Origin of the sequence: Streptomyces sp. P1-3, from assembly GCF_050613155.1 — a bacterium.
Taxonomy (GTDB): Bacteria; Actinomycetota; Actinomycetes; order Streptomycetales; family Streptomycetaceae; genus Streptomyces.
Window position 1 is genome coordinate 3,001,714 of sequence record NZ_CP192512.1, and the last position, 25,719, is coordinate 3,027,432.

The following is a 25,719-nucleotide window of genomic DNA, read 5'->3' on the forward strand; positions in this document are numbered from 1 at the left end:
CATCTGATGGATACGCATAAATCATCGTCAGTCTGGCTTATACGATGAGGAAAGATCGACCGTAACGGCATCAGCCGTGATAGAGGCGGTCGGCACGGGGCGCCTTCCCGTCCGGGGCGCCCGTACGGCCGTACACCGCGCGCGATGTGCGGCCCTCCGGCAGACGATGGTGAACATGGCTGACAAGACGCGGGAGCGGCGCTCAGGACTGATCGGGGAGTTGGCCGCGGAGTTCGCCGGGACCATGGTGCTCATCCTTTTCGGCTGCGGTGTGGTCGCCCAGGTGGTGGCCGGCGGCGCGCTGACCGACGGGGGGCTGGGCGACCACGACAGCATCGCCTGGGCCTGGGGTCTCGGCGTCACCCTCGGGATCTACGTCGCCGCCCGGCTCAGCGGCGCCCACATCAACCCGGCGGTCACCCTCGCCCTCGCGGCGTTCAAGGGGTTCCCCTGGCGCAAAGTGGCGCCCTACGCCGTGGCGCAGACCGCCGGTGCCTTCGTCGCCGCGCTGCTCGTGCGGTGGAACTACACCGAGGCGCTGGCCGCCGCCGACCCCGGACACACCATCGCCACCCAGGGGGTCTTCTCCACCCTGCCCGGCAACGGGGTGCTCCCCGTCAGCGAGTGGGGCGCCCTGCGCGACCAGCTGATCGGGACCGCGATCCTGGTGCTGCTGGTGTTCGCCGTCACCGACCTCGCCAACACCGCTCCCGCCGCCAATCTGGCCCCGTTCGTCATCGGGCTCATCGTCGTGGCGATCGGCATGGCGTGGGGCGCCGACGCCGGGTACGCCATCAACCCCGCCCGCGACTTCGGGCCCCGGCTGGCCAGCTTCATCACCGGTTACGGCGAGGCCTGGCGAGATCAGTACGGGGATCTGTACTTCTGGGTGCCCATCGTCGGGCCGCTGGTCGGCGGAGTGCTCGGCGCCGCGTTCTACAAGGTCGTCGTCAGCCGCTTCCTCCCGGTGCCCAGGCAGCAGGAGGTGGGCGAGACGCCCCGCCTCGACGAGGCCTGAGGACCTGCCTCGCTCCGAATTGAGGCCCTGGCCTCGACAAGGCCTGAGGACCTGGTCCTGCCCCGTCCTGAGGCCCTGGCCCTCCCACCCGACCTGAGGCCCCGCCTCGACCTGACCTGAGGGAGCAGCGATGCCCGACTTCGTCGGTGCGGTGGACCAGGGCACCACCAGCACCCGGTTCATGATCTTCGACCACGACGGCAGCGAGGTCGCCCGGCACCAGCTCGAGCACCGCCAGATCCTGCCCCGGTCCGGCTGGGTCGAGCACGATCCGGTGGAGATCTGGGAGCGCACCAACACCGTGATGCAGAACGCCATGCGCGACTGCGATCTGTCCGCCGCCGACCTTGCGGCGATCGGCATCACCAACCAGCGGGAGACGACCGTCGTCTGGGACCCCAGGACCGGCCGCCCGTACCACAACGCCATCGTCTGGCAGGACACCCGTACCGACCGCATCGCCGCCGCCCTCGAACGCGACGGGTACGGGGACGTCATCCGCCGCAAGACCGGGTTGCCACCGGCCACCTACTTCTCCGGCGGCAAGATCCAGTGGCTGCTGGAGAACGTCGACGGCCTGCGCGAGGCCGCCGAGCGCGGCCACGCACTCTTCGGCAACACCGACGCCTGGGTGCTGTGGAACCTCACCGGCGGCCCGGATGGCGGCGTGCACGCCACCGACGTGACCAACGCCAGCCGCACCATGCTGATGGACCTGGAGACCCTGGACTGGGACGACGAACTGCTCGGCGTCTTCGGGGTCCCGCGCGCGATGCTGCCCGCCATCCACCCGTCCGCCCACCCCGACGCCTTCGGTCAGGCCCGTACGTCCCGGCCCCTGCGCGCCGCCATTCCCATCGCGGGCGTCCTGGGCGACCAGCAGGCGGCGACCGTCGGACAGGTGTGCTTCTCCCCCGGCGAGGCGAAGAACACCTACGGCACCGGAAACTTCCTGGTCCTCAACACCGGCACCGAGCCGGTCCGTTCCCGGTACGGGCTGCTGACGACCGTGGCGTACCAGTTCTACGGCAGCCCCGCCGTCTACGCCCTGGAGGGCTCCATCGCCGTCACCGGCGCCGCCGTGCAGTGGCTCCGGGACCAGTTGAAGATCATCAACGACGCGGCGGAGAGCGAGCGGCTGGCCGGTTCGGTCGAGGACAACGGCGGCATGTACTTCGTGCCCGCCTTCTCCGGGTTGTTCGCCCCGTACTGGCGGTCCGACGCCCGTGGCGCGATCGTGGGCCTGGCCCGCTACAACACCGGCGCCCACCTGGCGCGGGCCACCCTGGAGGCCATCTGCTACCAGAGCCGGGACGTGGTGGAGGCCATGGAGCGGGACTCCGGGGTGCACCTCGACGTCCTGAAGGTGGACGGCGGAGTGACGGCCAACGACCTGTGCATGCAGATCCAGGCCGACGTGCTGGGGGTGCCGGTCAGCCGTCCCGTCGTCCCCGAGACCACCGCGCTCGGCGCCGCCTACGCCGCCGGGCTCGCCACCGGGTTCTGGCAGGACACCGACGAACTGCGCTCCCACTGGCAGGAGTCGAAGCGGTGGCAGCCGCAGTGGAGCGAGGAGCGGCGCACGGAGGGGTACGAGGGGTGGAAGCGGGCCGTGGAGCGGAGCCTGGACTGGGTGAAGGTCACCTGAGCCGCTGCCCGCGGCCTGTCATCCCGGCCGGTGCCCCTGCCTTGGCCGGTGCCCCCGCTCAGCCTGGGCCCGCGCCCTCAGGCCAGCCGCCCGCGGCTGGTCAGCCGCTCGTGCCCTCGGTGAACCCCGGCGGGTCCTGCGGCGCGCCGTCGCCCGTCTTCGGTAGGTCACCGCGCTCGGTGCCGCCCTGCCCGCCGCCGCTGCCGCCCGCGGTCTCCGGCATGATGTCGGCCAGCTCGCCGTCGTCGGCCTGATGGGCGTTCTCCGCGGCCTTGCGGAGGGTCTCGCGCGGGACGCCGTCCCGTCCGGCGGACAGCCAGATGGTCCGTCCGCCGTCCACGCGCACGTACTCATGGGTGGTCTTCGTCGAGCGGTACTGGCTCTCGCCGTCCTGCTCGCACGTCATCTTGTGGCCCTCGACCTCGATGCTGTCCACCTCCGCGCAGTCGGCGAGGCCGCCCCCGGTCTCGTCCACCCGCAGGTCGATCACCCCGCTGCCGGACTTGGTGTAGGCGGCCCCGAAGCCGTGGTCGCCGATGACCCCGACGGACTGGGGCACGACCTTGTAGCCGGGGACGTCGGTGACGTACACCATGTCCAGCTCGGTGCCCAACGCCTTCGCCCGCGCCTCCAACTCGGCGCGGTCGACCCCGCCACCCGCGGCGCTCGACTCCGTCCCGCACCCGGTCAGCGCCAGGGGCAGGAGGGGCAGCAGGAGCAGCGGCAGGGATCTTCGTATACGCGTCATGGCGCCATCATGTCCGACATCCTGGACGAAGGGGCCCGCTCGGAGATCTTCGTGATCTTCGAGCGGGCCCCTTCCGACGGCCGAAGGCCGTCAGCGCGCCGGCTTCGCCTCCGCGTAGAAGTCCCGCGGCCTGCCGCGGTAGTCCTTGAGCTTGCCGAGCATGCCGGTCGGGTACTCCACGACCCAGTAGCTCAGCACCGCCACCGGCACCGCCACCAGCAGCACGATCAGCGTGGCCAGCGGATAGCCGGCCTGGCTCTGCGGGAGCAGTCCGGCCTTGTCGAGTTCGAGCATGATCGGCTCGTGCCAGATGAACAGGCTGTAGCTGACCAGCCCGACGCCGGTGAGCCAGCGGGAGGTCAGCAGCCCGCGCCTGCGCTCCTGACGGCGTACGTGGACCGTGCTGAACAGCATGAGCCCCCACAGCAGGGACGCGGCCGGGTGGAAGAACGTCGTCGCGGCGTTCTCGGGGTCCGTGGTGAGCAGCGACAGGCCGTACGTGCCCGCGACCGCCGCGAGCCGCAGCGTCCATGCCGCACCGGTGCCCAGCCGGGCCCGGTCCTTGAGGGCGGTCACCAGGACGGCCAGGCCCATGCCCACGGCGAATCCGCCGAACCGGGCCTGCGGGCCGAAGTACACCGGCCAGTCGGTGTGCGGCACCTCGAACCCGTAGTGCGCGACGGCGATCCATGCCAGCGGTCCGGCGTAGAGCAGCAGGCAGCCCGCGGCGCACACGGCCACCCGCGCGGCGCGCCGCTCCAGCCGCCGGCAGGCGCGTACCGCCAGCGGTCCGAGCACCACGAGCGCGAGATAGAACATGATCTCCAGGGACAGCGACCAGGTGGGGCCGATGGTGTAGAAGATCTGCTCCCGGTCCCAGACATGGGTGAACGTCAGGTGCTCGAAGAGATCCGTCCAGTTCCCGGGGAGGGTCGGGTTGCGGATCGACCAGACGACCATGACGGCCAGGAAGTACAGCGGCACGATCCGGACGACCCGCCGGTACAGGAACGAGCGGGCGGGGCGGGTCGTCCCTCCGTCGATGGCCGCGCGCGCGTAGGACAGGGCCAGCAGGTAGGCGGACAGCACGAAGAACAGGTCGATGACCTCAAGGGAGATCAGGGAGCCGAGGAAGTGGTTGTCCACCGGGGGGTGGGAGCCGTCCGCGTCGTACCGGAAGTACTGCTGCCATACGTGGAAGACGACCGTGCTCAGCGCGGCGAGCCCGCGGTAGCCCTCGATCTCCCGGGCCCGGCTGCGGGCGGGCGCGCCCTCCGGCGGCAGGCCCTTGCCCTTCGCGGTGGTGGCCTCGGTGACCGTCGCCGTGGTCCTGGCGGTGGCGGTGATGGTGGTGCTCACGCTCCGTCCCCCGCCTTCGCCGCGCGCGGGGTGACCCGCCACTGCCGCTCCCCCAGCGCCTCCTTCAGGCAGGCGTGCCGCGCCAGCATGTTCTTGAAGTGGCTGTAGAAGAACGTCGACACCAGCATGTACCGCCAGAACCAGCCGCGCTTCCTGCGCAGTTCGGGCACGGCCAGCCGCCGGGCGAACGCGGCCTGCACCACGCCGGCGGACAGGGTGACCAGCGTGGCCAGCAGGCAGACGGGCACCGCCCAGTCCATGTTCTGCGGGCCGCCCTCCTTCCACACCGAGTAGAGCAGGACCGGCAGCATCTGGAGCGTCAGCCACGGCTGCGCCTCGCGCCAGCCGAGCAGGACGAACATCCCGAACTTCTGGCGCGCGGTGAACACCGGGGAGCGCAGGGCCCGCCACAGGTGCTTGAGGGACACCTGGAGCCAGCCCTGGGCCCAGCGCGACCGCTGGTTCCACAGCTGCTTGACGGTGGTGGGGGCCAGTTCGCGGGAGATGAGCGTGCGGTCGACGGTGAACCGCGCGCCCTCGGCCAGCGCGCGCATGGTGGAGTCGATGTCCTCGGTGAGCATCGAACCGTGCATCCGGGTGCGGGCGAGCAGATCGGTGCGCCAGAAGCCGTTCGAGCCGCCGAAGACCCCGAATCCGTACAGCCGGGTGCGGCCCGGGTGGCTCACCGCGTAGATGGACTCGAACTCCACCGCGACCATCCTGGCCACCCAGGAGCTGTCGCCGTTGCGGACCACGCAGTGGCCCTGGACGACGTCGTAGCCGTTGGACAGCCAGTGCCAGGCGTGCTGGAAGGACTTCGGGGCCGGGTGGTGGTCGGCGTCGAAGATGCCGACCATCTCGCCGCGTATTCGGGTCACCGCGGCGTTGACGTTCTGGGCCTTGGAGGTGCTGCCGGAGACCGGGAGGAGGACCAGGCGCGGGTCGCGGCGCGCCATCGCGCGCAGGGTGTCCTCCACCGGCAGCGGGTGCGGCGTGTTGTACGCGAGCACGATCTCCAGCTCGCCGGGGTACTCCAGGCGCAGGAACGATTCGACGGTGTCGACGATGGTCGCGGCCTCGTTCGGCAGGTACGCGGCGATGACGGCGCTCGCCGGCGGATACGGCTGCGCGGGCCCGTCGGGGCGTTGCGGGGGGCCGTCGGGGCGCCGCGCGGCGTCGAGCGCGTAGAAGCACTCCAGCACGATGAGCACCGCGGAGACCAGGAGCCCGGCGACCACCACCCAGTACATGGCGGAACCGAGGTCCCAGCCCATCGCGTACGTCTGCGTGTAGAGCAGGAACGGTACGGCCACCCCGGCCAGCAGGACCAGGACCGGGGACAGCGCCGACAGCGCGGCCCGGACGGCCACCCCGAAGGCGTGCGGTCGGCGGTGCGTGCCGCGCATCCACGTCTCGTACCTGACCGGGCGCAGGTCCCGGTGGCTGACGGACTCGGCCACCGCGTCGGCCGCGTTGCGGACGGCCTGGACCTGGTCGGCGCATCCGGCCAGCGGGGTCCAGCCGATGGCCGGGGTCAGCCGCACGTTCTCGTCGGCGACGATGAAGCGGGTTCCGGCGACGGCGGCGGCGAACCGCTCCAGGCCGCGCTGGGCCGCCTCCTCCTCGATGCCGGGCATCAGCACGAGCAGCCGGCCCTGGTCGTCCCATCCGAGCCGGTCGCAGGAGCTGCCGAGCTTCTCGGCGACCGCGGCCAGCCGCTCGGCGACCTCCCGGCGTACGCGGGGCCCGAGCCGGGTCTCCAGCGCGGCCATCTCGGCGACGGCGACCAGGGCCATCACACCGCCGCGGCGGCCCGCGGCGGGGCGGCCCAGCTCCCGGTCGAGTTCGTCCCGGAAGTGGGGCTCGGAGTACAGGCCGGTGCGGGGGTCGAGGAGCAGGTTCTCCACCGGGACCGGAACGCGGCGCAGCTTGGCCTCTATGCGGGCGGACAGCTCGACGGGGTCGGAGGTGTCCGGTACGCAGTCGTCCGCCCCGTGCCGCAGGATGTCGGCGACGTCGGCGGGGCCGGGTGCGGCGCTGACCACGAGCAGCGGCAGGGCCTGGCCCGCGGGGTCGGTGCGGACCTCGCGGATGACCTCGCCCCTGACCTGGTCGTCGTCCAGGGCGACGATCGCGTCGGGGGGCGCCTGCTGGAGCTGGCGGGTCACCTGGCTGGGCACGGCGTGCCGCACCTCGTGGCCGGTGGACACCAGGGTCGTGGTCAGCCGGTCGAGCCGGGGGCCCGGCATGCCGACGGTGAGGACCCGGCCGCGCGAGGCGGGCGAGGGGGCGGGACGGGGGCCGGGAATCGTCACCGGCCCGGCGTGGGGTGGGGTCCCGGGGGTGACGTGGGGTGGGGTCCCGGGGGTGGGCGTCGGGTGCGAAGTGAGCACCTGGGTTTCCTTCCTTGCATGGCGGCAGGCCGTGCATGGGGCGTCTGCAGGACACGCCGTGGGGGCGCGCGGTGCGCGTGCGCTGTGCGTACGCGGTGCGGGTACGTGCTGCGCGTACGAAGAGGGCGCATGCCAGGGGCGGGTTGCGCACGATATGTGAACTCCCTGTGAGGGCTCACACTTGGGCGCGGCGCCGCCCGGGAGGTGCACCTGGTCGGTGCACGGCCCGCGGGAGGCACGCCTGGTCGGTGCGGTACCTCTGGGAGACGCGCGGTGCGCGGAACACGCCGTGGCCTCATGGCGCGTGGGGATCGGCCGGGCCGACGCGGCCCGCCTCCGTACCGCCGCGGTACGGGCGCGTGGGGGCGCCCGGACGCGCGGGAAGCTTCCGGAAGGCGGCCGCGGAGGCGGCTCGTGCCGTGGTCGTCACGTCGGGCCCGGCGCGGGGCACCGGGCCCGGGCAGGACCTAGCGGGGTGAGCCGGTTCTTCGCCGGGGCGCGCGAGGGGCCGCGGCGGGCTCGGCGGGCTCGGCCGGCGCGGCGTTGGCAGACGGCGTGGGGAGCGCGAGGGCGCGCTCCAGCGGATTCCGCATCTCTGTGGTCCCATCCTGGTCGGATCGTGGGGGGAGGACCGAATGTCACGATCACGCCGGCCAGCCCGCTTCACTGGGGGCAGTCGGCGCCATCAGACTCAATTATCACTGTGAACACCACACCTACCATGACGTAACGCGTTGGTTAAGCCCTCTCGGGGCGCATGAGACAAACAACTCCCGTAAGGAAATTGCCAATTCAATAACAGCGCGACGTCATTCGGGGAGCGCGACGGCGTCGTCGGGGTCGAGCAGAGGGGCCAGCAGGTCCCCGTGCCGCGCGAGGCGAGCCGGGATGTCCTCGATACGGAAGCCGAGTTGGCCGGGGCGGTCGCAGCCCTCGATCTCGTCCCACGTCACCGGCGTGGAGACGGCGGGCTCGGAGCGTGCCCGCGGCGTGTAGGGGGCGGCGGTCGTCTTGGCGGCGGCGTTCTGGCTGAAGTCGACGAAGACCTTGCCGGGCCGCAGGGACCGCTTCATGCGGTGCAGGGCGAGGCCGGGCAGCGCCCGCTCCGCCTCCAGGGCGATCCGCTTGGCGTAGGCGGTGGTGGCGGCGGAGTCGGTCGGCCGGAGCGGGGCGAGGAGGTGGATGCCCTTGGACCCGCTGGTCTTGGGCAGCGCGCGCAGACCGTCGTCCGCCAGCCGCCCGCGCAGCCATACGGCGACGGCGCAGCATTCGACCACGGTGGCGGGCTCGCCGGGGTCGAGGTCGAGGACGAGCCGGTCGGCCACGCCGTAACCGTCCGCCTCCCGCCACATCGGCGTGTGGAGCTCCACCACGAGGTTGGCCGCCCACATCAGGCTCGCCAGGTCCTCGATCAGCACCTGGCGGGCGGTCTCGCCCTCGTGGCGCGGGACCTCGGCGGTCTTCACCCAGGCGGGCGTACCGGGCGGCGGATTCTTGGTGAAGAACTTCTCGCCGTCGGGGCCGTCCGGATAGCGCAGGAACGCCAGGGGGCGGCCGCGCAGATGCGGGAGCAGAACGGCGCCGGTCGACGCCAGGTAGTGCAGGAGCTCACCCTTGGTCGTGCCGGTGGCCGGATAGATGATCTTGTCGAGATTCCGCAGGGCGATACGCCGCCCCTCCACCTCCGCGATCGGCGACATACGATAAGAATCCCATGAAAGGGATTAATGATGCGAGCCATATGGAATGGGGCTATTTCGTTTGGCCTGGTCAGCATCCCGATCAAGATGTACCCGGCCACGGAGGACCACTCCGTCTCCTTCCGGCAGATCCACACCGCCGACGGCGGCCGGATTCGCTACCGGAAGGTGTGCGAACTGGAAGACGAGCCGGTCGACGCCCCGGACATCGGCAGGGCCTACGAGGACGCTGACGGCAGCCTCATCCCGATCTCCGACGAGGACCTGGCGGCGCTGCCGCTGCCGACCACGCACACGCTGGAGATCGAGGCGTTCGTCCCCGCGAGCGAGATCGACCCGCTCCAGATGGGCGACGCCTACTACCTGGGTGTGCAGGGCGCCACGGGCGCCAAGCCGTACGTCCTGCTGCGCGAGGCGCTCAAGCGCAGCGACAAGGTCGCCATCGCCAAGTACGTCCATCGGGGCCGGGAGCGGCTGGGCATGCTGCGCGTCGTCGGGGACACGATCACCATGCACCGCATGGTCTGGCCGGACGAGGTGCGCGACGCGTCCGGCCTGGCGCCGAAGGAGAAGGTGACGGTCAAGAAGGCGGAACTCGACCTGGCCGACACCCTGATGGCCACGCTCGGCGAGGTGGAGCTGGACGAGCTGCACGACGAGTACCACGAGGCCCTTGAGGAGCTGGTCGCCGCCAAGGTCTCCGGGGCGGCCCCGTCGGTGGAGTTCGGCGAACCGCGCGAGACGGCCCAGGTCGTGGACCTCATGGCGGCGCTGAAGGACAGCGTGCGAACGGCCCGGAAGGCGCGCGGCGAAGCGGCCGAGGAGGGCGCGGAAAGCGAGGAGAAGGCCGAGGCGACGGTCACCGCGCTGCGCGCCCGCAAGGCGGAGAAGAAGACCCCGGCCAAGCGTGCGGCGTCGGCCGGGGGCGGCCGCGGGGGCGGCGGGGAGGGCGAGAAGAAGACGGCGTCCGGCGCGAAGAAGACGGCGGCGAAGAAGGAACCCGCCAAACGGAAGCCCAGGACGGCGTCCTAGCCGGTCCCGCCTGCGCGGTGCACACCTTGGGGTGGTTTGGGCACGGCCTCCAGCCACTTCACGACGGTGGTGCCCGGCAGCGACGGACGGTTCGCGACCGGAACCAACGTCTCCAACACCGCCGAGACCAGCCCGTCATGCGGCAGCGGAGACGGAAACTCCACGCACGTCCCCATCCTGTCGGGCACCAAAGCCCTCGACCTGGCCTAGGCGCTCCCCGCGCGCGGCCGGGTGCCCGCCTGGAACGTGCGCCGATAGGCGACCGGTGAGACGCCCAGCACGGACCGCATGTGCTGGCGGAGTGAGTTGGCCGTGCCGAATCCGGCGTGGTGAGCGACCAGATCGATGGGGAGGTCGCTGGTCTCCAGGAGCTGGCGGGCCAGTTCGATGCGCTGGGCGGTGAGCCAGCGGCCCGGGGTCTGGCCGACCTCGTCGCGGAAGCGGCGGGTGAAGGTGCGCAGGCTCATCCGGGCGTGGTCCGCCAGTTCACCGAGTGTCAGCGGTTCCTGGAGCCGTTCCAGGGCCCACGCGCGCGTCGCGGCCGTGGTCGCCGACGTCGGTTCGGGTACCGGTCGTTCGATGAACTGTGCCTGCCCGCCGTCCCGCCACGGCGGTACGACGCAGCGGCGGGCCACGTGGTTGGCGACGGCGGCGCCGTGGTCGCGGCGTACGAGGTGCAGGCAAAGGTCGACGCCCGCGGCGGCCCCGGCGGCGGTCAGGACGTCGCCGTCGTCCACGAAGAGCACCTCCTCGTCGACCTTGACGCGTGGATAGGCGCGCTGGAAGTCCTGGGCGACCTGCCAGTGCGTGGTCGCCGACCGGCCGTCGAGCAGCCCCGCGGCGGCGAGGACGTAACTGCCGGTGCAGATCGAGACCATGCGGGTCCCGGGACGGACCCGCGCCAGCGCGGCCGCGGTCGGCCGGGGCAGCGGATCGCCCTGCCCGAAGGGACCGAGCCGGCTGGTGGGCGGAACGACCACGGTGTCCGCGGCCGCCAGTGCCTCCGGTCCGTACTCGACCGCCACCGAGAACCCGGCGTCGCTGCGCACCGGTGAACCGTCCGGGGTGCAGACGACCACCTCGTACAGCGGCCGCCCCTCGGCGTCCTCGGCGTTGCCCAGAACCCGTGACGGAATGCTCAGTTCGAAGGGGTAGACGCCCTCCTGGGCGAGGACCGCCACCCGATGCCTGCGCCCGTCGCTGTCCTTGACCGTCATGGCCAGATCTTGGCGCATCATGACCAAACTGCCAACACCATGATCGATCGTTCCGCCGCACTCTGGTGTCCCGCTCACCAGAGAGGACACGTACATGAGCGAGACGATGCGCGCTGTCAGCCCCCGCGCCTGGGGCGCCCCCGAGGTCCTGACCCCGATCGAAGTAGCTCGCCCCGAGCCGGGCCTGACCGAGATCCTGGTCCGGGTCCGCGCCGCGGGCGTGAACCCCGTCGACTGGAAGGTGCGTGCGGGCGGCCCCATCGGCCGCGTCGGCGACCCGCCGACCCTCGGTTACGACGTCTCCGGCACCGTCGAGGCCGTCGGCCCCGGCGTGACCCTCTTCGCGCCCGGCGACGAGGTCTTCGGCATGCCGCGCTTCCCGGAACAGGCGGGCGCCTACGCCGAGTTCGTCACCGCCCCCGCCCGCCGCTTCGTCCGCAAGCCGGCCGGCATCGGCCACGTCCAGGCCGCCGCGCTCCCGCTGGCCGCGCTCACCGCCTGGCAGTCCCTGGTCGACACAGCCGGGCTGCGGGCCGGGCAGCGGGTGCTGATCCACGCGGCCGCGGGCGGCGTCGGCCACCTCGCCGTGCAGATCGCCAAGGCGCGAGGCGCATACGTCATCGGGACGGCCCGCGCCGAGAAGCACGACTTCCTGCGCGGGCTCGGCGCCGACGAAGTCATCGACTACACACGCGTGGACTTCACCGAGGCGGTGCGGGATGTGGACGTCGTCCTGGACGCGTTCGGCGGCGACTACGGAACACGCTCCCTCGGCGTGCTCCGCCGCGGCGGCCACCTGGTGACGCTGCCGTCACCGGACGACCTGCCGGCGGCAGCCGCGGCCGAGGCGGCCGGGGTGCACACCGGCTGGACCGTGGTCGAGCCGGACTCGGCGGGGCTGCGAGCGATCGCCCAACTGGTGGAGGAAGGGAAGCTGCGCGCCGAGATCGACACCGTGCTGCCGCTGGAGGAGGCGGCCAAGGCCCACGCGTACGGGGAGTTGGGCCGGACCCGGGGCAAGATCGTCCTCACCGTCGGCTGAGGCCCGCGACCGCATGGCCGGCCCGCTGCCCCCTCCCTGTGGCCCCCGGACGGGCCCGGCACCTCCCCCAGGATCCCCCAGGAGAACGGCCCGGCGACCGTCAGCCGAAGAGCCGCGGCCCGTTCTCCGCGCACCACTCGGCGAACGTGCGGCCCGGGCGGCCGGTGATGCGCTCGGTCTCCGGCGAGACGTCGGCGGGGCGGCCGACCGCCGCCGCGAACATCCGCAGCAGCGAGTCCGCGATCTCCGGCGTCATGTGGCCGCCGCCCGCCATGCGCTCGCGCGCCGCCTCCGGCGGGATCTCCTCGTACCGCAGCGGACGGCCGATCGCCTCCCCGATCACCCGCACCTGCTCGGCGAAGGTCAGCGACTGCGGCCCGCTCAGCACCGGCGCGCACCCGACGAGCTCGTCGGAGAGCAGGGCGCGGGCGGCGACCGCGGCGATGTCCGCTTCGTGCACCGGCGCCTGCGCGGCGTCGGCGTACGGGCCGTGGACGACGTCCCCCGCCCGTATCTGCGCGGCCCACTGGCCCGCGTTGGACGCGAACGCCCCCGGCCTGAGGTGGGTCCACTCCAGCCCGGAATCCTCGATCGCGCGTTCCAGCTCCCGGTGGTGGGTGCCGATGGGGTTGCCGGGCCCGGCGTCGACGGCGGCGGACGAGGAGAGGGTGACCACACGGCGCACCCCGTGCCAGGAGGCCTGGCGCAGGAACGCCTCCGGGCCATCCGCCCAGATCACCGCCGGGTTGAGGAAGAGGGCCCGGACGTCGCACATGGGCAGGTCTCCGGTGCGCGCCACCTGCACCCCGGCGGGCACCTGGGCCGACTCCGGGTCGCGGCTGAGGGCGCACACCTTCGCGCCCGCCCCGGCGAGCTCGCGCACCACGTACCGGCCGACGTTCCCGGTGGCTCCGGTCACCACGATCATGACGATTCTCCCCGCTGTTTCCGTGCGTGCCCGCGCTGGGCGCGCGTACCCCGTCGCGCCGATGGCCCCCGCCACCGGCATCACCAGGTTCAACCAAACGGATGAAACTGTCAAACAAACAGTTGGGTGACGTCGTCAGTCCATCGGCTGACAAGCGCTAACCTGAACCCGTGACCGGAACGCCCCAGACGCCACCGCCCGCCTCGAAGCGGCCCCGCCGTACCCCCGCCCCCGAGGAACGCAAGATCGACGCCGAGCGCTCTCGGCGGCTGCTGCTGGAGGCGGCCAAGGACGAGTTCTCCGCCAAGGGGTTCGCGGGGGCCCGCGTCCAGGACATCGCCGACCGGGCCGGGCTCAACAAGCAGCTGATCAACTACTACTTCGGCGGCAAGGAGGGGCTGTACGAGGAGATCAGCCGCCAGTGGCTGGAAGAGGAAGAGGCCTTCAACGACCCGGCCCTCCCCCTGGAGGACCTGGTGGCGGCCTACCTCCGGCACAACCTGGCCGACCCGCGCGGTCTCCGCCTTTCCGTCTGGCGCGCGCTCACCGGCGACATCGGGGAGGAGGAGTCCCCGGAGGACCTGTCGGACCTGCGGCGGCGGCAGGCGGCGGGCGAGCTGGGCGACGACCTCGACCCGGCCGCCATGCTGCTGCTGTTCATGGGCGCGGTCGCGGCCCCGATCGTGATGCCGCAGGAGGCCCGCCGGATCTTCGGGGCCGAGCCGGACTCGCCGGAGTTCCAGGAGCGCTATGCCGAGCAGCTCCGGCGCGTCATCCGCCGCCTCGCCTGAGGCGTACCACTGAGAGATGTCCCATAGGACGTGCCCCTGAGGCTCGCCTGACCTGAGGCATGCCCTGAGGCCCGCCTGGCCTGAGACGTGCCTCTGAGTCTCGCCTGACCCGAGACGTACCCCCTGAGAGTTGTCCCATAAGACCTGCCCAGGGTGTCCGAATCCTGTGATCGCCCCGCACCGGGCGGCACGCCGCTCGTAGAATGCCCGGATGTTCTCCCCCGACCTGGCGTCCTCCCCCGACCCGGCCGAAGACCCCGGTTCCCCTCCGAGAGACCCCGCGCAGGTCCTGCGCCGCGTCTTCGGCTACGACGCCTTCCGCGGCGACCAGCAGGAGATCATCGAGCATGTGGCGGGCGGCGGCGACGCGCTGGTCCTGATGCCGACCGGCGGCGGCAAGTCGCTGTGCTACCAGATCCCCGCGCTCGTCCGTAAGGGCGTCGGTGTGGTCGTCTCGCCGCTGATCGCTCTCATGCAGGACCAGGTCGACGCGCTCAAGGCGCTCGGCGTGCGCGCCGGATTCCTCAACTCCACCCAGGATCTGGACGAGCGGCGGCTGGTCGAGGCGGAGTTCCTCGCCGGGGAGCTGGACCTGCTCTACCTGGCGCCCGAGCGGCTGCGGGTGGAGTCCACACTTTCGCTGCTGGACCGGGGCACCATCGCGCTGTTCGCGATCGACGAGGCGCACTGCGTGGCGCAGTGGGGCCACGACTTCCGGCCCGACTACCTCGCCCTGTCCGCGCTGCACGAACGCTGGCCGACCGTTCCCCGTATCGCGCTGACCGCCACCGCCACCGAGGCCACCCACGCGGAGATCGCCTCCCGGCTCAAGCTCCAGGACGCCCGCCACTTCGTGGCCAGCTTCGACCGTCCGAACATCCAGTACCGCATCGCGCCGAAGAACGACCCCAAACGGCAGCTCCTGGAGCTGCTGCGCACCGAGCACCCCGGCGAGGCGGGCATCGTCTACTGCCTCTCGCGCGCCTCTGTCGAGAAGACCGCCGCGTTCCTCGTGGACAGCGGCATCGCCGCGCTGCCCTACCACGCCGGACTCGACGCGGCCACGCGCGCCACGCACCAGGCGCGCTTCCTGCGCGAGGACGGCCTGGTGATGGTCGCCACCATCGCGTTCGGGATGGGCATCGACAAGCCGGACGTCCGCTTCGTGGCCCACCTCGACCTGCCCAAGTCCGTCGAGGGCTACTACCAGGAGACCGGCCGCGCCGGGCGCGACGGGCAGCCGTCCACGGCCTGGCTCGCCTACGGGCTCCAGGACGTCGTCCAGCAGCGCAAGATGATCGACGGGTCCGATGGCGACGACGCCCACCGCCGCCGCCTGTCCGCCCACCTCGACGCGATGCTCGCGCTCTGCGAGACAGTCGAATGCCGCCGTGTGCAGCTGCTGGGCTACTTCGGGCAGGCCAGCGGGGCGTGCGGCAACTGCGACACGTGCCTGACGCCGCCCGCTTCCTGGGACGGCACCGTTCCCGCGCAGAAGCTGCTGTCGACCGTGGTACGGCTCAAGCGGGAGCGGAACCAGAAGTTCGGCGCGGGCCAGATCACCGACATCCTGCTCGGCAAGAAGACGGCCAAGGTCATCCAGTTCGACCACGACGCGCTGAGCGTCTTCGGCATCGGCGCCGAGCTGCGCGAGGCCGAGTGGCGCGGCGTGGTACGGCAGCTGCTCGCCCAGGGCCTGCTGGCCGTCGAGGGCGACTACGGCACGCTGGTGCTGACCGACGCGAGCGGGGACGTCCTGCGCGGGCAGCGCACGGTGATGCTGCGCCGCGAACCGGAGCGGACGGCCCGCGCCGGGAAGGCGGAGAAGGCGGCCAAGAGCCGCCGGTCCGCGCCGGCCGACCTGCCCGAGGAGGCCGTGCCGGTCTTCGAGCGGCTGCGCGCCTGGCGGGCGGCGACCGCGAAGGAGCAGGGCGTGCCCGCGTACGTGATCTTCCACGACGCGACCCTCCGCGGGATCGCGACGCTGGCACCGGGCGCGCCGGTCGCCCTCGCCGACCTGGGCACGGTGAGCGGCGTCGGCGAGAGCAAGCTGGCGAAGTACGGGGAGCAGCTCCTGGACGTCCTGTCGGACGGCGCCGCCCCTGCGCCGTCCTCCGGCGGCCCGGACACGGGCGGGGCCCCGGCGGAGGGCGCGGCACCGCGGGCGGACGTCGTCTGGGAGGACGAGGCCCCTCCGGAGGAGGAGGAACCGGCCCCCGAGGACGACCTGGGCTGGTGACGGCGGGGCCCGAGGCGGAGAGCTCTCCCCTCGGGACCTGACGGAGCTGCTAGACCGCATAGACGCTCCTCGAGCCCTCGGCCGCTCGGGCCCCTCGGCCGCTCAGGCGCGGATGCCCGCCGCTCGCAGGCGGCGTTCGACTTCCTCCCAGGTCGGGTCCACCGTCTCGGCGGGACGGGCACCGACCCCCTGGCCCTTGAAGCCGCTGGAGGTGGAGACGCAGACCACCGGCCCGCCGAGGTCCTCCCGGTCGATGCCGCGCAGTCCGGCCAGGGACGCGGCGCTGGACAGCTCCACCCACAGGCCCTGGTGTGCCAGTTCGGTCTGGGCCGCCGTCATCTCCTCGTCCGTGACGAGCAGCCCGCCACCGCCGCTCTCGCGGACCGCGACCACCGCGCGGTAGCCGCCCACCGAGCTGTCGATGGCGTACGCCGCGGTCGGCCCCACGGAGACGGTGGCGGCGGGGCGGCCCTGACGCAGTGCGGCGTGGAGGGGGCCGCCGGCGGCGGGTTCGCAGCCGTACATCCGTGGGACGTCGCGGGTCAGGCCGAGGCGGCGCAGTTCGGTGAAGCCCTTCCAGACGCCGAAGAGCAGTTCGCCGTAGCCGACCGGCACGAACACCGCGGCTGGGACGCCGAGTTCGGCGAAGATCTCGTACGCGATGGTCTTGTAGCCCTCGGGGCCGAAGGGGTGTCCGGTGTGCGTCACCGTGAGGTTGCTGACCGGGTGGTAGCCGTACCGGTCGACGATCTGCCGCATCAGCGGCCAGCGCGCGTCGCCGGGGACCGGCAGGACCACGGCCCCGTAGGCGTTCAGGAACGTGTCGACGGCCGGGGGCGCGCCCGCGGTGGCGAGCAGGACGCAGCGCAGCCCGGCGCGGGCCGCGAACGCCGCCGCCGACGCGCCGTGGTTGCCGGAGGAGGCGACGACGACCCCTTCCGCGCCCACGCCGAGGGCGGCGCTGACGGTGCAGCGGTTCAGCCGGTCCTTGTGGCTCCAGGTGGGATTGCGCGACTCGTCCTTGAGATAGACGCCGTCGCCGAGGTCGACGAGCGGGGTGCCGCCCTCGCCGAGGCCCAGTGCGGTGAGCGGCGGGAGCAGCGGCGCCCACCGCTCCAAGCCGCCGCGCGCCGAGGCGGATGGCCCGAACAGGCCGTCGGGCACCTTGTCGTACGCGTAGTCGACCTCGACGGGGAACGCGATCTCGGGCGTGCTCGTCCGGGGGCAGCCCGCCGTGAGCGGAGGCCACAGCGGGAAGCTGACGTCCCTGTCGCCCAGGGAACGCTGCCCCGTGGCCAGCGAGTCGGATGTGCTCATGGGCTCCGAGTCTAGGCGCCGAGCACGTCCGTGGCGCATAACTGCGCCGCGCCGCTTCCCAGTTGACGGGCGCGGCCATACACTGCGCGACCGCACGCCATGGACATGACCTTGCACGCCCGACACCGGGGAGCCCCATGGACGCCACCGGCAGCGACGCCGCCCGCACTTCCCGACGCCACTTCCTCGCCGTCGCGGGCACGGCCGCCGCGGGCGGCGCAGGCGCCGGTCTCGCCTCGCCCGGCCCGGCCGCCGCCGCCTCGGACGCCGCCGGTCCGCGCGCCACCCGCCGCAGGACCGCGGCCCGCGCCGTGGTGGTGCTCGGCGGTGGCGTCGCCGGGCTGACCGCCGCCCACGAACTGGCCGAGCGCGGCTACCGCGTCACCGTCTACGAGCGCAAGACCGCCCTCGGCGGCAAGGCCCGCAGCATGGACGTACCCGGCACCGGCACCGGCGGGCGGCGCCCGCTTCCCGGCGAGCACGGGTTCCGCTTCTTCCCCGGCTTCTACATGAACCTCCCGGACACGCTCAGCCGCATCCCCTTCCCCGGCAACGCCGACGGCTGCAAGAGCAACCTGGTCGACGTGACCGAGGAACTGATGGCCCGTACCGGCGGGCGTCCGGAGCTGCGGCTGCCGTTCCGCACGGTCGACGCGCCACCCGGCCGCCTCACCCCCGAGGCGCTGCTCCAGGTGCTCACCGGACTCTTCGACACGGCACTGCGGCTGCCCGCCACCGAGGTCGCGTACTTCGCGGAGCGCCTGCTGGTCTATCTGACGAGCTGCGAGCGGCGGCGCACCGAGAGCTGGGAGCGCACCCGGTGGTGGGAGTACATCCGGGCCGAGAAGATGTCCTACGACTACCAGCGGCTGCTGGCTGTCGGCTTCACCCGCAACATCGTGGCCACCAAGGCGGAGGAGGCCAGCACCCACACGGTCGCGCACGTCTTCGAGGCGTTCCTCTACAACATCCTCGCCCGAGGGAACGACGGCCAGCCCGACCGGGTGCTGAACGCGCCGACCAACGAGGCGTGGATCGACCCGTGGGTGAGGCATCTGCGCGCACTCGGCGTGCGCTTCGTGACCGGCGCACCCCTGCGCGAGCTGGTCTACGACGGCGAGCGGATCACCGGTGCGGTGATCGAGGACGCGGCGACCGGTGCCCGCCGCACGGTCACCGCCGACCACTTCGTCAGCGCGGTTCCGGTGGAGCACGCACGCGGCACCTGGGGGCCCGCGCTGCGCTCCGCCGACCCCCGGCTGGGGCGCTGCGACGCGCTGGCGACGGACTGGATGACCGGCGTCCAGTTCTATCTGCGCGAGCCGGTCCCGATCGTGCACGGCCACGTCAACTACATCGACTCGCCGTGGTCCCTCACCTCCATCAGCCAGTCGCAGATGTGGCCCGACCGGGACTTCGCCGCCGACTACGGCGACGGAACGGCGGCCGACTGCTTCTCGACCATCGTCTCGGAGTGGGACAAGCCGGGGATCCTGTACGGCAAGACGGCCAAGGAGTGCACGAAGGAGGAGGTCGTCAAGGAGGTGTGGGCGCAGATGAAGTCGGCACTGAACGACCGGGGCCGCACCGTGCTCCGCGACGAGCTGATCCACTCCTGGTTCATGGACCCGGCCGTCGACGGCCTCGGCGGCCCGCGTCCCACCAACGACGAGCAGCTGCTGGTCCACCCGGCCGGCACCCTCCACAACCGCCCCACCGCCCGGACCGCCGTGCCCAATCTCTTCCTCGCGGGCGACTACGTGCGCAACGACATGGACCTCGCCACCATGGAGGGCGCCAACGAGACGGGCCGGGCGGCGGTCAACGCCCTGCTGGAGGCGGACGGTTCGAGCGCGGCACGGTGCGAGATCCAGACGCTGTTCCAGCCGCCGGAACTGGCACACCTGAAGCAGCACGACGAGACCCGCTACGCGCTGGGGCTGCGCAACGTCTTCGATATCGGCTGACCGGTCGCCGCCGCGCCCGGTATCGGCACCCGCAGGAAGAACGGGACGGTGGCGGCCACCGCGACCGCGAAGGCCAGGAACGCCGGTCGCGGGCCGAGCCATTCGGCCAGGACGCCGATCGCTCCCGCCCCGACCGGCATGGCGCCCCAGCTGAAGAGGCGGCTGACCGCGTTGGTGCGGCCGAGCATGTGGTCGGGGACCAGCTGCTGGCTGAGGGTGCGGGCGTTGACCGACCACAGGGTGCCGCCCATCCCGCCGGCGAACGTGGCCGCGGCGACGGCCCACACGTCGGTGGTGAGGGCGGGCACGGCCATCATCGCCAGGGTGCCGATCAGATCGGCGAACATCACCCGGCGGCGACCCAGGCGCCGGTTGAGCCGGGTGACGACGACGGCGCCCACGAGGCCGCCGAGGCCGAGCGCGCTGAGGACGGTGCCGTACTCACGCGCCGTCAGCCCCATGGTCGTGGTGGCGTACAGCGGCATCAGCGCCAGCCACCCGCCCCAGCAGGCACACAGGACCGTGAGGATGAGCGACATCGTGCGCAGCAGCCGCTGCCGCCATACGAAACGCAGCCCCGCGGCGATGTCCCGGTGGAGCGACCGGCCATCGCCGTTGCCACCCCCGCCCTCAGCCCAGCCCTGTTCGGGAGCCCGCCCCTGTTCGGGCTGCTGGCACACGGCCCGGAACCGGCCCACCAGCAGCAGGAGCAGCAGTGAGGACGCGAGGTAGGACGCCCACGTCACGCCGAGGGCGAAGCCCGCCCCGGCCGCGAGCAGCAGTCCGCCCACGAACGGTCCGCAGAACTCGTTGCAGACCGTCTCCGCCCCGGCGATCCACGCGTTGGCACGCTCCCGTCCGGCGGGCGGAACCAGGGAGGGGATCGCGGCGCCGGCCGCGGTGAGAGCGACGACCTCCGCGACGCCGAGGACCGCGCCAGCCGCACAAAGGAACGGTATGGACAGCCGATCCCCCGCGACGGCCCAGAACAACGCGCCCACCGCGAGCAGTCGCGTCGCGTCGGCGACCCACAGCAGCCGGCGGCGGTCGCACCGGTCGACCAGGACGCCGACGTGCAGGGCGACCAGCAGCCAGGGCAGCGACAAGGTGAGCGATACCGCCGCCACCAGGGTCGGCGACCCGGTCTCCCGGGCCGCCAGCAGCGGCAGGGCGATCTTGGTGACGCCGTCCGCGAGGTTGGTGATCGCGGTGAACGCCAGCAGGACCACGGTGTTGCGCCTGCCGCGCCGCTCCTCGGCGGCCGGGCCCGGCTCGGCGGCACCCGTCTCCGCTCCGCCTCCCGGCGCGGAGAGCACGGCTTGTCCGACCATCAACCCTCCCCCTCCCTAACCGTCTATCGAGTTAGCCGGTTGATGGATACGAGTCTGGCACAGGACGCGGCTCGCGCGCCACCACCAAAACCGTTAGCCGGTTAGCGCGGTAGGGTGGGAGGCCAGGGAGGTGACAGATGCTCCAGGCCCCGGCCTCGGCCCAACTCATCGAGGCGTTCGCCAACACCCTCGACGTGGACGCGGGCACCGACGCCCTCGCCTCGCCCGCCGGGCTCGCCACCTGGCTGCTCGACCAGGGGTTGTTCGACCGGGCCCGCCGCGTGACCGCCGAGGATCACGCCCTCGCGCTGCGGTTGCGCGCCGGACTCCGCGAGGTGCTGGGGACGCATGTCGGTGACCTGCCCGATCCGGCACTGGTCGCGGCGGCCGACGACGCGCTGGGCATGCTGCCGGTCCTGGTCACCGTGGTCGGCGGTGCCGATACCCCGGGCCCCGGGCTGCCGCCGGTCCGGCGGGCGCTGGCCGCGGTGGCGCTCGCCTGGGCGCGGCTGATCGCCACCGGGGAGGCCGCCCGGCTCAAGCGGTGTGCCGAGCACACCTGCGCGGAGGTGTTCTGGGACGTGTCCAAGAACCGCAGCCGCCGGTGGTGCTCGATGTCCGTGTGCGGCAACCGCGCCAAGGCCCGCACGCACGCGCTGCGACAGGCGGCCGCCGCCGAGCGGTCGCACCAGGGCAGGTCCTGAGTCCGGCATCCTCGGCGGCCAGTCCGGCCAGGCCTCAGCCGCCCTTCATCACCGGCCGCAGCCGCCGCGACAGCTCGGTCGCGACCGTCTCCTGGTCCGTGCCGTCCGTCAGCAGGCCGTGCACCTCCGTCTGGACCAGCTCGGTGAACGCCGCGTAGTACGGCGTCACCGGGCGCGGGCGCGCCGTCTCCAGCGCCCGGCGCAGCGGTGCCGCGTACGGCGGGAGCCCGTTCTTCCCGTGCTCCGGCCCGGCCCGCTGCTCCTCCCCGCTTCCGCCGCCGTCCTCCGGCAGTGAGCACGCGACCGTACCCGACGGGTCGTACGACGACTTCAGGACCGGCGCGAAGCCGTATTCCAGCAGGCAGCGCTGCTGCTCGGGCCGGGTGAGGTAGTCCAGCAGCTCCCGTGCCGCACGCGCCTCCTCCTGTTCGCTGTTCGCGGTGATGGCGAGGTTCTGGCCGCCGAGCACCGAGACGCCGGCCTTGCCGTCGCCGCGGCCCGGCAGCGGTGCCACCCCGAATCTGTGCCGGACCTTCGAGCCCCGTGCGTCGAGGAGGTTGTACACGTACGGCCAGTTGCGCATGAAGGGGACCTTGCCGTCGCGGAACGCGACCATGCTGTCGTGCTCGTCGGCGTTGCGCGCCAGCCCCTTCGGCATGATCGACTCGTACTGGCGGTACAGGTCGGCCAGGCCGTTCTGGACCTCCGCGCTGGCGGCCGTCACCTCTCCCTCGCTGTTCACCAGCTCGCCGCCACGCGCCCACACCGCCTCCTGGGCGTTGACGGTCAAGCCTTCGTACGGCCCGAGCTGGGTGATGTAGCCGTCCTCGAACAGCTTCTCGGCGCGGTCCGGGGTCGTCGCGTTGATCACGTCCAGCTCCAGCGCGCCCCACGTGCTCGGCGGGCGCCAGTTCCGGTCCTTCCAGATGTCGGTGCGGTAGTAGAGCAGTCCGGCGTCGGTGTTGAACGGGACGGCCCACGTCCTGCCGTCGTAGCGCGCGGTCTCGGCCACCCGCGGCCACATGTCGTCCGGCAGCCCGCCCGCCAGCGGGCGGATGAGCCCGCCCGCCGCGAACTCCGCCGTCCACGCCACGTCGATGTTGACGACGTCGTAGTCGGCGCTGCCCGACTGGAGGGCGGCGACGAGCTGGCTGCGCACCCCGTCGGCGGCGACCGGCAGCTTGACGATCTCCACCGTGTAGTCGTCGCGGCTCTTGTCCCATGCCTCGATCAGCCGCTCGCGCACCGGCCCGACGGAGACGTCGGATGCGGTGGCCACCCGCAGCACGCGGTGGGTGGCGGCCGGTCCCGAGGCGCCCTGGGGCGGCGGCACCGCCCCGTCGTCCCCCGCGCCGCCCGAGGTGCAGGCGGCGCAGATCAGGAGCAGCGCGCTCGCCGCGGCCGCGGTGCCGAAGACGCTCCTCCGCCCTTCCCTCGTCACCCGCCCCGTCATCACACGCCCCGTCATCACGCGCCCCCTCCCTGCACGTACTCGCCGAGCCGGTCCGCGAGCTGCCGGGCGACGCGCTCACCGGGCCCGGAGAAGCAGAAGGAGTCCGCGCCACCGGTGACGATCTGGGCCTCTTCGTCGCAGCCGGCCGGGCGCACCGACACCACCAGGACGTCCGGGGTGTCCTGCCGCCCCCTCACCTCATGCCAGTGGTTGATCTCGTCGGCGACCCCGTCCCCCGCCGGGCGGTTGTCGCCGTCGGTGATCAGTACGATCACCGGGGACCTGGCGCCGCGCAGCTCGCGCGCCGCCGCTTCCAGGGCCTCGTAGACGGCGGCTCCTTTCGGGACCATACGGGCGCTGGACAGCGACTCCACCCAGTCCAGCGCCGCGCCCCGGTCCAGGCCCGGGGTGCCGGGCGGCACCACCGTGCGGACCGCCTCCGGCTCGTCGGCGGACTTCGGGTAGGACCAGATGCCGTATCGGTCCTCCGGGCCGAGGGCGGTCAGGGCGCGGTGCAGCACACGGTCCACCGTGCCGAGTTTCCCTCCCGTGGCCATGGAACCGGAGTTGTCGACCAGGAAGAGCACCTGGCCCGGGTCGAGGGTGGCGGCGTAGTCGGCGGCCGCGCGGGCGGCCGTGGCGCCGTCGGGGTCGGCGGCCGTCACCTCGGCTTCGGCCAGCACGCCGGCCGCTTCGGTGTCGGCCCACGCCTGGCCGGCCCCACGGCCCGGCCGGTCGCCGTCGACGCCGCGCACCAGTCCGTCCAGGAAGTGGTCCCGGCCCTCGCCGGTGATCCACTCGTGGAACACGCGGGCGGCCGCGCTGCGCCGGGCGCCGTCCCCGGTGCCCTTCCACCGCACCTCGGCGAAGGGCAGGTCGAGCGCGGGCACGCCCTTGGGGTAGTACGCGAGCAGCCGCTCGGCGTCGTCGATGGGCTTGCTGTTGTCGCAGGTCGAGCCGGGCCGCTTGCCGAGGTTGTAGTCGGCGACGGCCTTCTCCGAGACCAGCACGGCGGCCTTGCCGAGCCGGGGCAGCCCCCCTGAACCCGCGGCCAGGTCGCAGACGAGGGTGTCGGCGTCCGCCACCGGTGCGTAACGGCTGTCCACCCGGCCCTCCGCCCAGCCCGGATCGCGTGCGGCACCGCCGCGCAGCACTCCGTCGCGCGCCTCGTACAGGCCGATCGTGTGCAGCAGACCGGTCTCGGAGGAGGCCGGGTCCGGGCGCAGCAGCGGCAGGTCGCCGTCGACCGCGCGCAGTGCGGTCAGCAGCTCCTGCCAGGTGCTGCCGGTGCGGTCGACGCCTTCCGCGCGCAACTCGTCCTCCAGCGAGGCGGGGACGGCGAGCACCAGCGGGGAGTATCCGGCCGGCCCCAGCTCCGCCAGCGAGGCGGGTCCCGGGGAGCGCTTCAGCTGGTCGGCGACGCGCTCGAGTTCGGCGCTGGAGCCCACGGCGACGAGGTCGGGCTGCGGGCCGACGTCCTGGAGCGGGTCCTGGCAGGGTGCCTCGTACGGACCGCCGCCGCGCCCGTCGCCGCCCCCGTCACCGCCGCGCCCGCCGTCGCCGCCCCCGTCGCCCCGCGCGTCCTTGTCCCGTGCGTCGTTGTCCGCGTCGGCGGACCGGCAGTCTCCGGAGCCCGGCTTCTCCACCCCGGCCCAGGTGCGGGTGGCCCCGAACGCGCCCACGATGTCGCCGGACGCGGCCTCGTAGACGGTGATGTTGGTACGGCGGCAGGTGTCCGGGGCGTGGTCGTTGGCGTCCAGCGCTCGGCGGTTGGCGGCGGAGGCGGTGTACTCGGCGACGGCCCGCGACACGGCCGCGCGGTTCTCGGTGGAGGTCAGCAGCCGGAGTTCCAGGGGCGGCCGGCACGAGGCGGCGGCCGCGGAGCCGCCGGGCCGCAGCTGGTGGACCAGTGCTCCGGCGAGCAGCGCCAGGCCGAGTAAGCCCGCGATGACGGGCCGCCGATGACGAGCGGCCCACTGGCGCCATGCCCTGGCCCCGCCCGGGTCGGAGCCCGCGCCCGCCGACGCCGGCGCGCCGTCGGCACCCGCGCCGGTGGCGGCGCCGTCACCGGCGCCCCGCACCGTACGGCGCGAGACGACGATGTCCGGCCCGTCCCCGCCGCTGCCGTTGCGCGGCCCCCACTCGTCGGTGACGTTGGGGGCGGGCCAGGAGGGCGCCTCGGCGCCCAGCCGGTTGAACAGCTCGTGCATCGTGAGCCCGCCGGTCTCCGCCGCGCCGCCCTCCCTCATCGCGGTGACGATCGCGTCGGTGAAGTAGCTCAGGCCGCCGCCGGGCACCGGGTCCGACGGCTGGGTCTTGGTCGGCGGGACGGAGGCCAGGATGTAGTGGCCGCGCTCGCCGCCGCCGTGTTCCTCGGCGGCCATGCCGGAGTAGCAGCAGTCGAGGAGGAAGACGGCCCGGCCGACCTTGGCCCGCCCTCCCTTGGCCCCGCCCACGGCGGCCAGCACGTCGGACCAGGCCAGCGCGGTGCCGCTCAGGTCACCGTCGAGGTCGGCGTCCTTCGTCATCAGATAGAGGACGTTCTGCAGCGCGTGCCGGTAGCCGTGGCCGACGAAGTAGCACAGCAGCAGGTCGCCGGCCTGCTCCGCCGCGTTCTGCAGCTCCCGGTACCAGGTGCCGCGGCTGGGGGACTCCAGCACCTGTACCTGCTCGGGGGCCAGAAGGGCGTCCGGACCGTCGCACAGCGCGCTCTTGAGGGCCGCGAGGTCCGCACTCACATACGACAGCTTGTCGAAGCCGCCCTTGCGGACGGACGGGATGCCGACCAGCAGTGCCCGGGACCCGGCTCTGTTCGGGACCTGTCCGGTCACC

Annotated in this window: 19 protein-coding genes; 9 read left to right on the top strand and 10 right to left on the bottom strand. The window is 72.8% G+C overall.

Annotated elements, in window-relative coordinates; all coding sequences use genetic code 11:
* Positions 1-175 precede the first annotated feature (175 nt).
* Both ACQUSR_RS12500 and glpK read left to right on the top strand, forming a co-directional pair.
* Entirely contained in the window at positions 176-1,018 is an 843-nt protein-coding gene (locus ACQUSR_RS12500) for an MIP/aquaporin family protein (RefSeq protein ID WP_431042648.1), read from the top strand.
* A gap of 130 nt (positions 1,019-1,148) precedes the next feature.
* Entirely contained in the window at positions 1,149-2,666 is a 1,518-nt protein-coding gene (gene glpK / locus ACQUSR_RS12505; RefSeq protein ID WP_431042650.1) for a glycerol kinase GlpK, read from the top strand.
* A 100-nt stretch (positions 2,667-2,766) separates the two neighbouring features.
* Here glpK and ACQUSR_RS12510 read toward each other — a convergent pair whose 3' ends face one another.
* The 4 genes from ACQUSR_RS12510 to ligD form a co-directional block, all read right to left on the bottom strand.
* Complete coding sequence (locus ACQUSR_RS12510) at positions 2,767-3,414, bottom strand: hypothetical protein (protein ID WP_431042651.1); 648 nt, start codon at positions 3,412-3,414, stop codon at positions 2,767-2,769.
* Between the two features lie 90 nt (positions 3,415-3,504).
* Positions 3,505-4,773, bottom strand: coding sequence for an acyltransferase family protein (locus ACQUSR_RS12515; RefSeq protein ID WP_431042652.1), 1,269 nt, complete (start codon positions 4,771-4,773; stop codon positions 3,505-3,507).
* Positions 4,770-7,166 (bottom strand): glycosyltransferase, encoded by a 2,397-nt coding sequence (locus ACQUSR_RS12520; RefSeq protein WP_431042653.1) that lies wholly within the window; start codon positions 7,164-7,166, stop codon positions 4,770-4,772. The genes ACQUSR_RS12515 and ACQUSR_RS12520 overlap by 4 nt, the downstream gene beginning before the upstream one ends.
* A gap of 809 nt (positions 7,167-7,975) precedes the next feature.
* Complete coding sequence (gene ligD / locus ACQUSR_RS12525) at positions 7,976-8,866, bottom strand: non-homologous end-joining DNA ligase (RefSeq protein WP_431042654.1); 891 nt, start codon at positions 8,864-8,866, stop codon at positions 7,976-7,978.
* 30 nt (positions 8,867-8,896) lie between these two features.
* Here ligD and ACQUSR_RS12530 point away from each other — a divergent pair, with 30 nt between their 5' ends.
* Both ACQUSR_RS12530 and ACQUSR_RS12535 read left to right on the top strand, forming a co-directional pair.
* A complete protein-coding gene (locus ACQUSR_RS12530) occupies positions 8,897-9,898 on the top strand; it encodes a Ku protein (RefSeq protein WP_431047545.1) in 1,002 nt (333 codons plus the stop codon).
* Between the two features lie 36 nt (positions 9,899-9,934).
* Entirely contained in the window at positions 9,935-10,108 is a 174-nt protein-coding gene (locus ACQUSR_RS12535) for a hypothetical protein (RefSeq protein ID WP_431042655.1), read from the top strand.
* Here the strand turns inward: ACQUSR_RS12535 and ACQUSR_RS12540 are convergent.
* Positions 10,105-11,115: a GlxA family transcriptional regulator gene (locus ACQUSR_RS12540; RefSeq protein ID WP_431042656.1), complete on the bottom strand. Its 1,011-nt coding sequence runs from the start codon at positions 11,113-11,115 to the stop codon at positions 10,105-10,107. The genes ACQUSR_RS12535 and ACQUSR_RS12540 overlap by 4 nt on opposite strands.
* 94 nt (positions 11,116-11,209) lie before the next feature.
* On the opposite strand from ACQUSR_RS12540, the gene ACQUSR_RS12545 reads away from it, so the two are divergent.
* The gene (locus ACQUSR_RS12545; RefSeq protein WP_431042657.1) at positions 11,210-12,157 is read left to right on the top strand and encodes an NADP-dependent oxidoreductase; all 948 of its coding nucleotides are present in this window, start codon (positions 11,210-11,212) and stop codon (positions 12,155-12,157) included.
* 100 nt (positions 12,158-12,257) lie between these two features.
* On the opposite strand, the gene ACQUSR_RS12550 is transcribed toward ACQUSR_RS12545, so the two are convergent.
* Complete coding sequence (locus ACQUSR_RS12550) at positions 12,258-13,085, bottom strand: NAD(P)H-binding protein (protein WP_431042658.1); 828 nt, start codon at positions 13,083-13,085, stop codon at positions 12,258-12,260.
* A 170-nt stretch (positions 13,086-13,255) separates the two neighbouring features.
* Here ACQUSR_RS12550 and ACQUSR_RS12555 point away from each other — a divergent pair, with 170 nt between their 5' ends.
* The gene (locus ACQUSR_RS12555; RefSeq protein WP_431042659.1) at positions 13,256-13,876 is read left to right on the top strand and encodes a TetR/AcrR family transcriptional regulator; all 621 of its coding nucleotides are present in this window, start codon (positions 13,256-13,258) and stop codon (positions 13,874-13,876) included.
* A gap of 211 nt (positions 13,877-14,087) precedes the next feature.
* Positions 14,088-16,115 carry a DNA helicase RecQ gene (gene recQ, locus ACQUSR_RS12560; protein ID WP_431042660.1) on the top strand — a complete coding sequence of 676 codons (2,028 nt, stop codon included), beginning with the start codon at positions 14,088-14,090 and terminating at the stop codon, positions 16,113-16,115.
* A gap of 102 nt (positions 16,116-16,217) precedes the next feature.
* On the opposite strand, the gene ACQUSR_RS12565 is transcribed toward recQ, so the two are convergent.
* Entirely contained in the window at positions 16,218-17,432 is a 1,215-nt protein-coding gene (locus ACQUSR_RS12565; protein ID WP_431042661.1) for a threonine synthase, read from the bottom strand.
* A 137-nt stretch (positions 17,433-17,569) separates the two neighbouring features.
* Here ACQUSR_RS12565 and ACQUSR_RS12570 point away from each other — a divergent pair, with 137 nt between their 5' ends.
* Complete coding sequence (locus tag ACQUSR_RS12570) at positions 17,570-19,399, top strand: hydroxysqualene dehydroxylase (protein ID WP_431042662.1); 1,830 nt, start codon at positions 17,570-17,572, stop codon at positions 19,397-19,399.
* Here ACQUSR_RS12570 and ACQUSR_RS12575 read toward each other — a convergent pair.
* Positions 19,360-20,730 carry an MFS transporter gene (locus ACQUSR_RS12575; RefSeq protein ID WP_431042663.1) on the bottom strand — a complete coding sequence of 457 codons (1,371 nt, stop codon included), beginning with the start codon at positions 20,728-20,730 and terminating at the stop codon, positions 19,360-19,362. The two genes, ACQUSR_RS12570 and ACQUSR_RS12575, sit on opposite strands and share 40 nt — an antisense overlap.
* A 137-nt stretch (positions 20,731-20,867) precedes the next feature.
* Here ACQUSR_RS12575 and ACQUSR_RS12580 point away from each other — a divergent pair, with 137 nt between their 5' ends.
* Positions 20,868-21,434, top strand: coding sequence for a CGNR zinc finger domain-containing protein (locus ACQUSR_RS12580; RefSeq protein WP_431042664.1), 567 nt, complete (start codon positions 20,868-20,870; stop codon positions 21,432-21,434).
* Positions 21,435-21,468: 34 nt separating this feature from the next.
* Here the strand turns inward: ACQUSR_RS12580 and ACQUSR_RS12585 are convergent, their stop codons facing one another.
* Together ACQUSR_RS12585 and ACQUSR_RS12590 are read right to left on the bottom strand one after the other, a co-directional pair.
* Positions 21,469-22,902: an extracellular solute-binding protein gene (locus ACQUSR_RS12585; protein WP_431042665.1), complete on the bottom strand. Its 1,434-nt coding sequence runs from the start codon at positions 22,900-22,902 to the stop codon at positions 21,469-21,471.
* Complete coding sequence (locus tag ACQUSR_RS12590; RefSeq protein WP_431042666.1) at positions 22,902-25,718, bottom strand: VWA domain-containing protein; 2,817 nt, start codon at positions 25,716-25,718, stop codon at positions 22,902-22,904. Before ACQUSR_RS12590 ends, ACQUSR_RS12585 begins: the two co-directional genes overlap by 1 nt.
* Position 25,719: the final 1 nt, after the last annotated feature.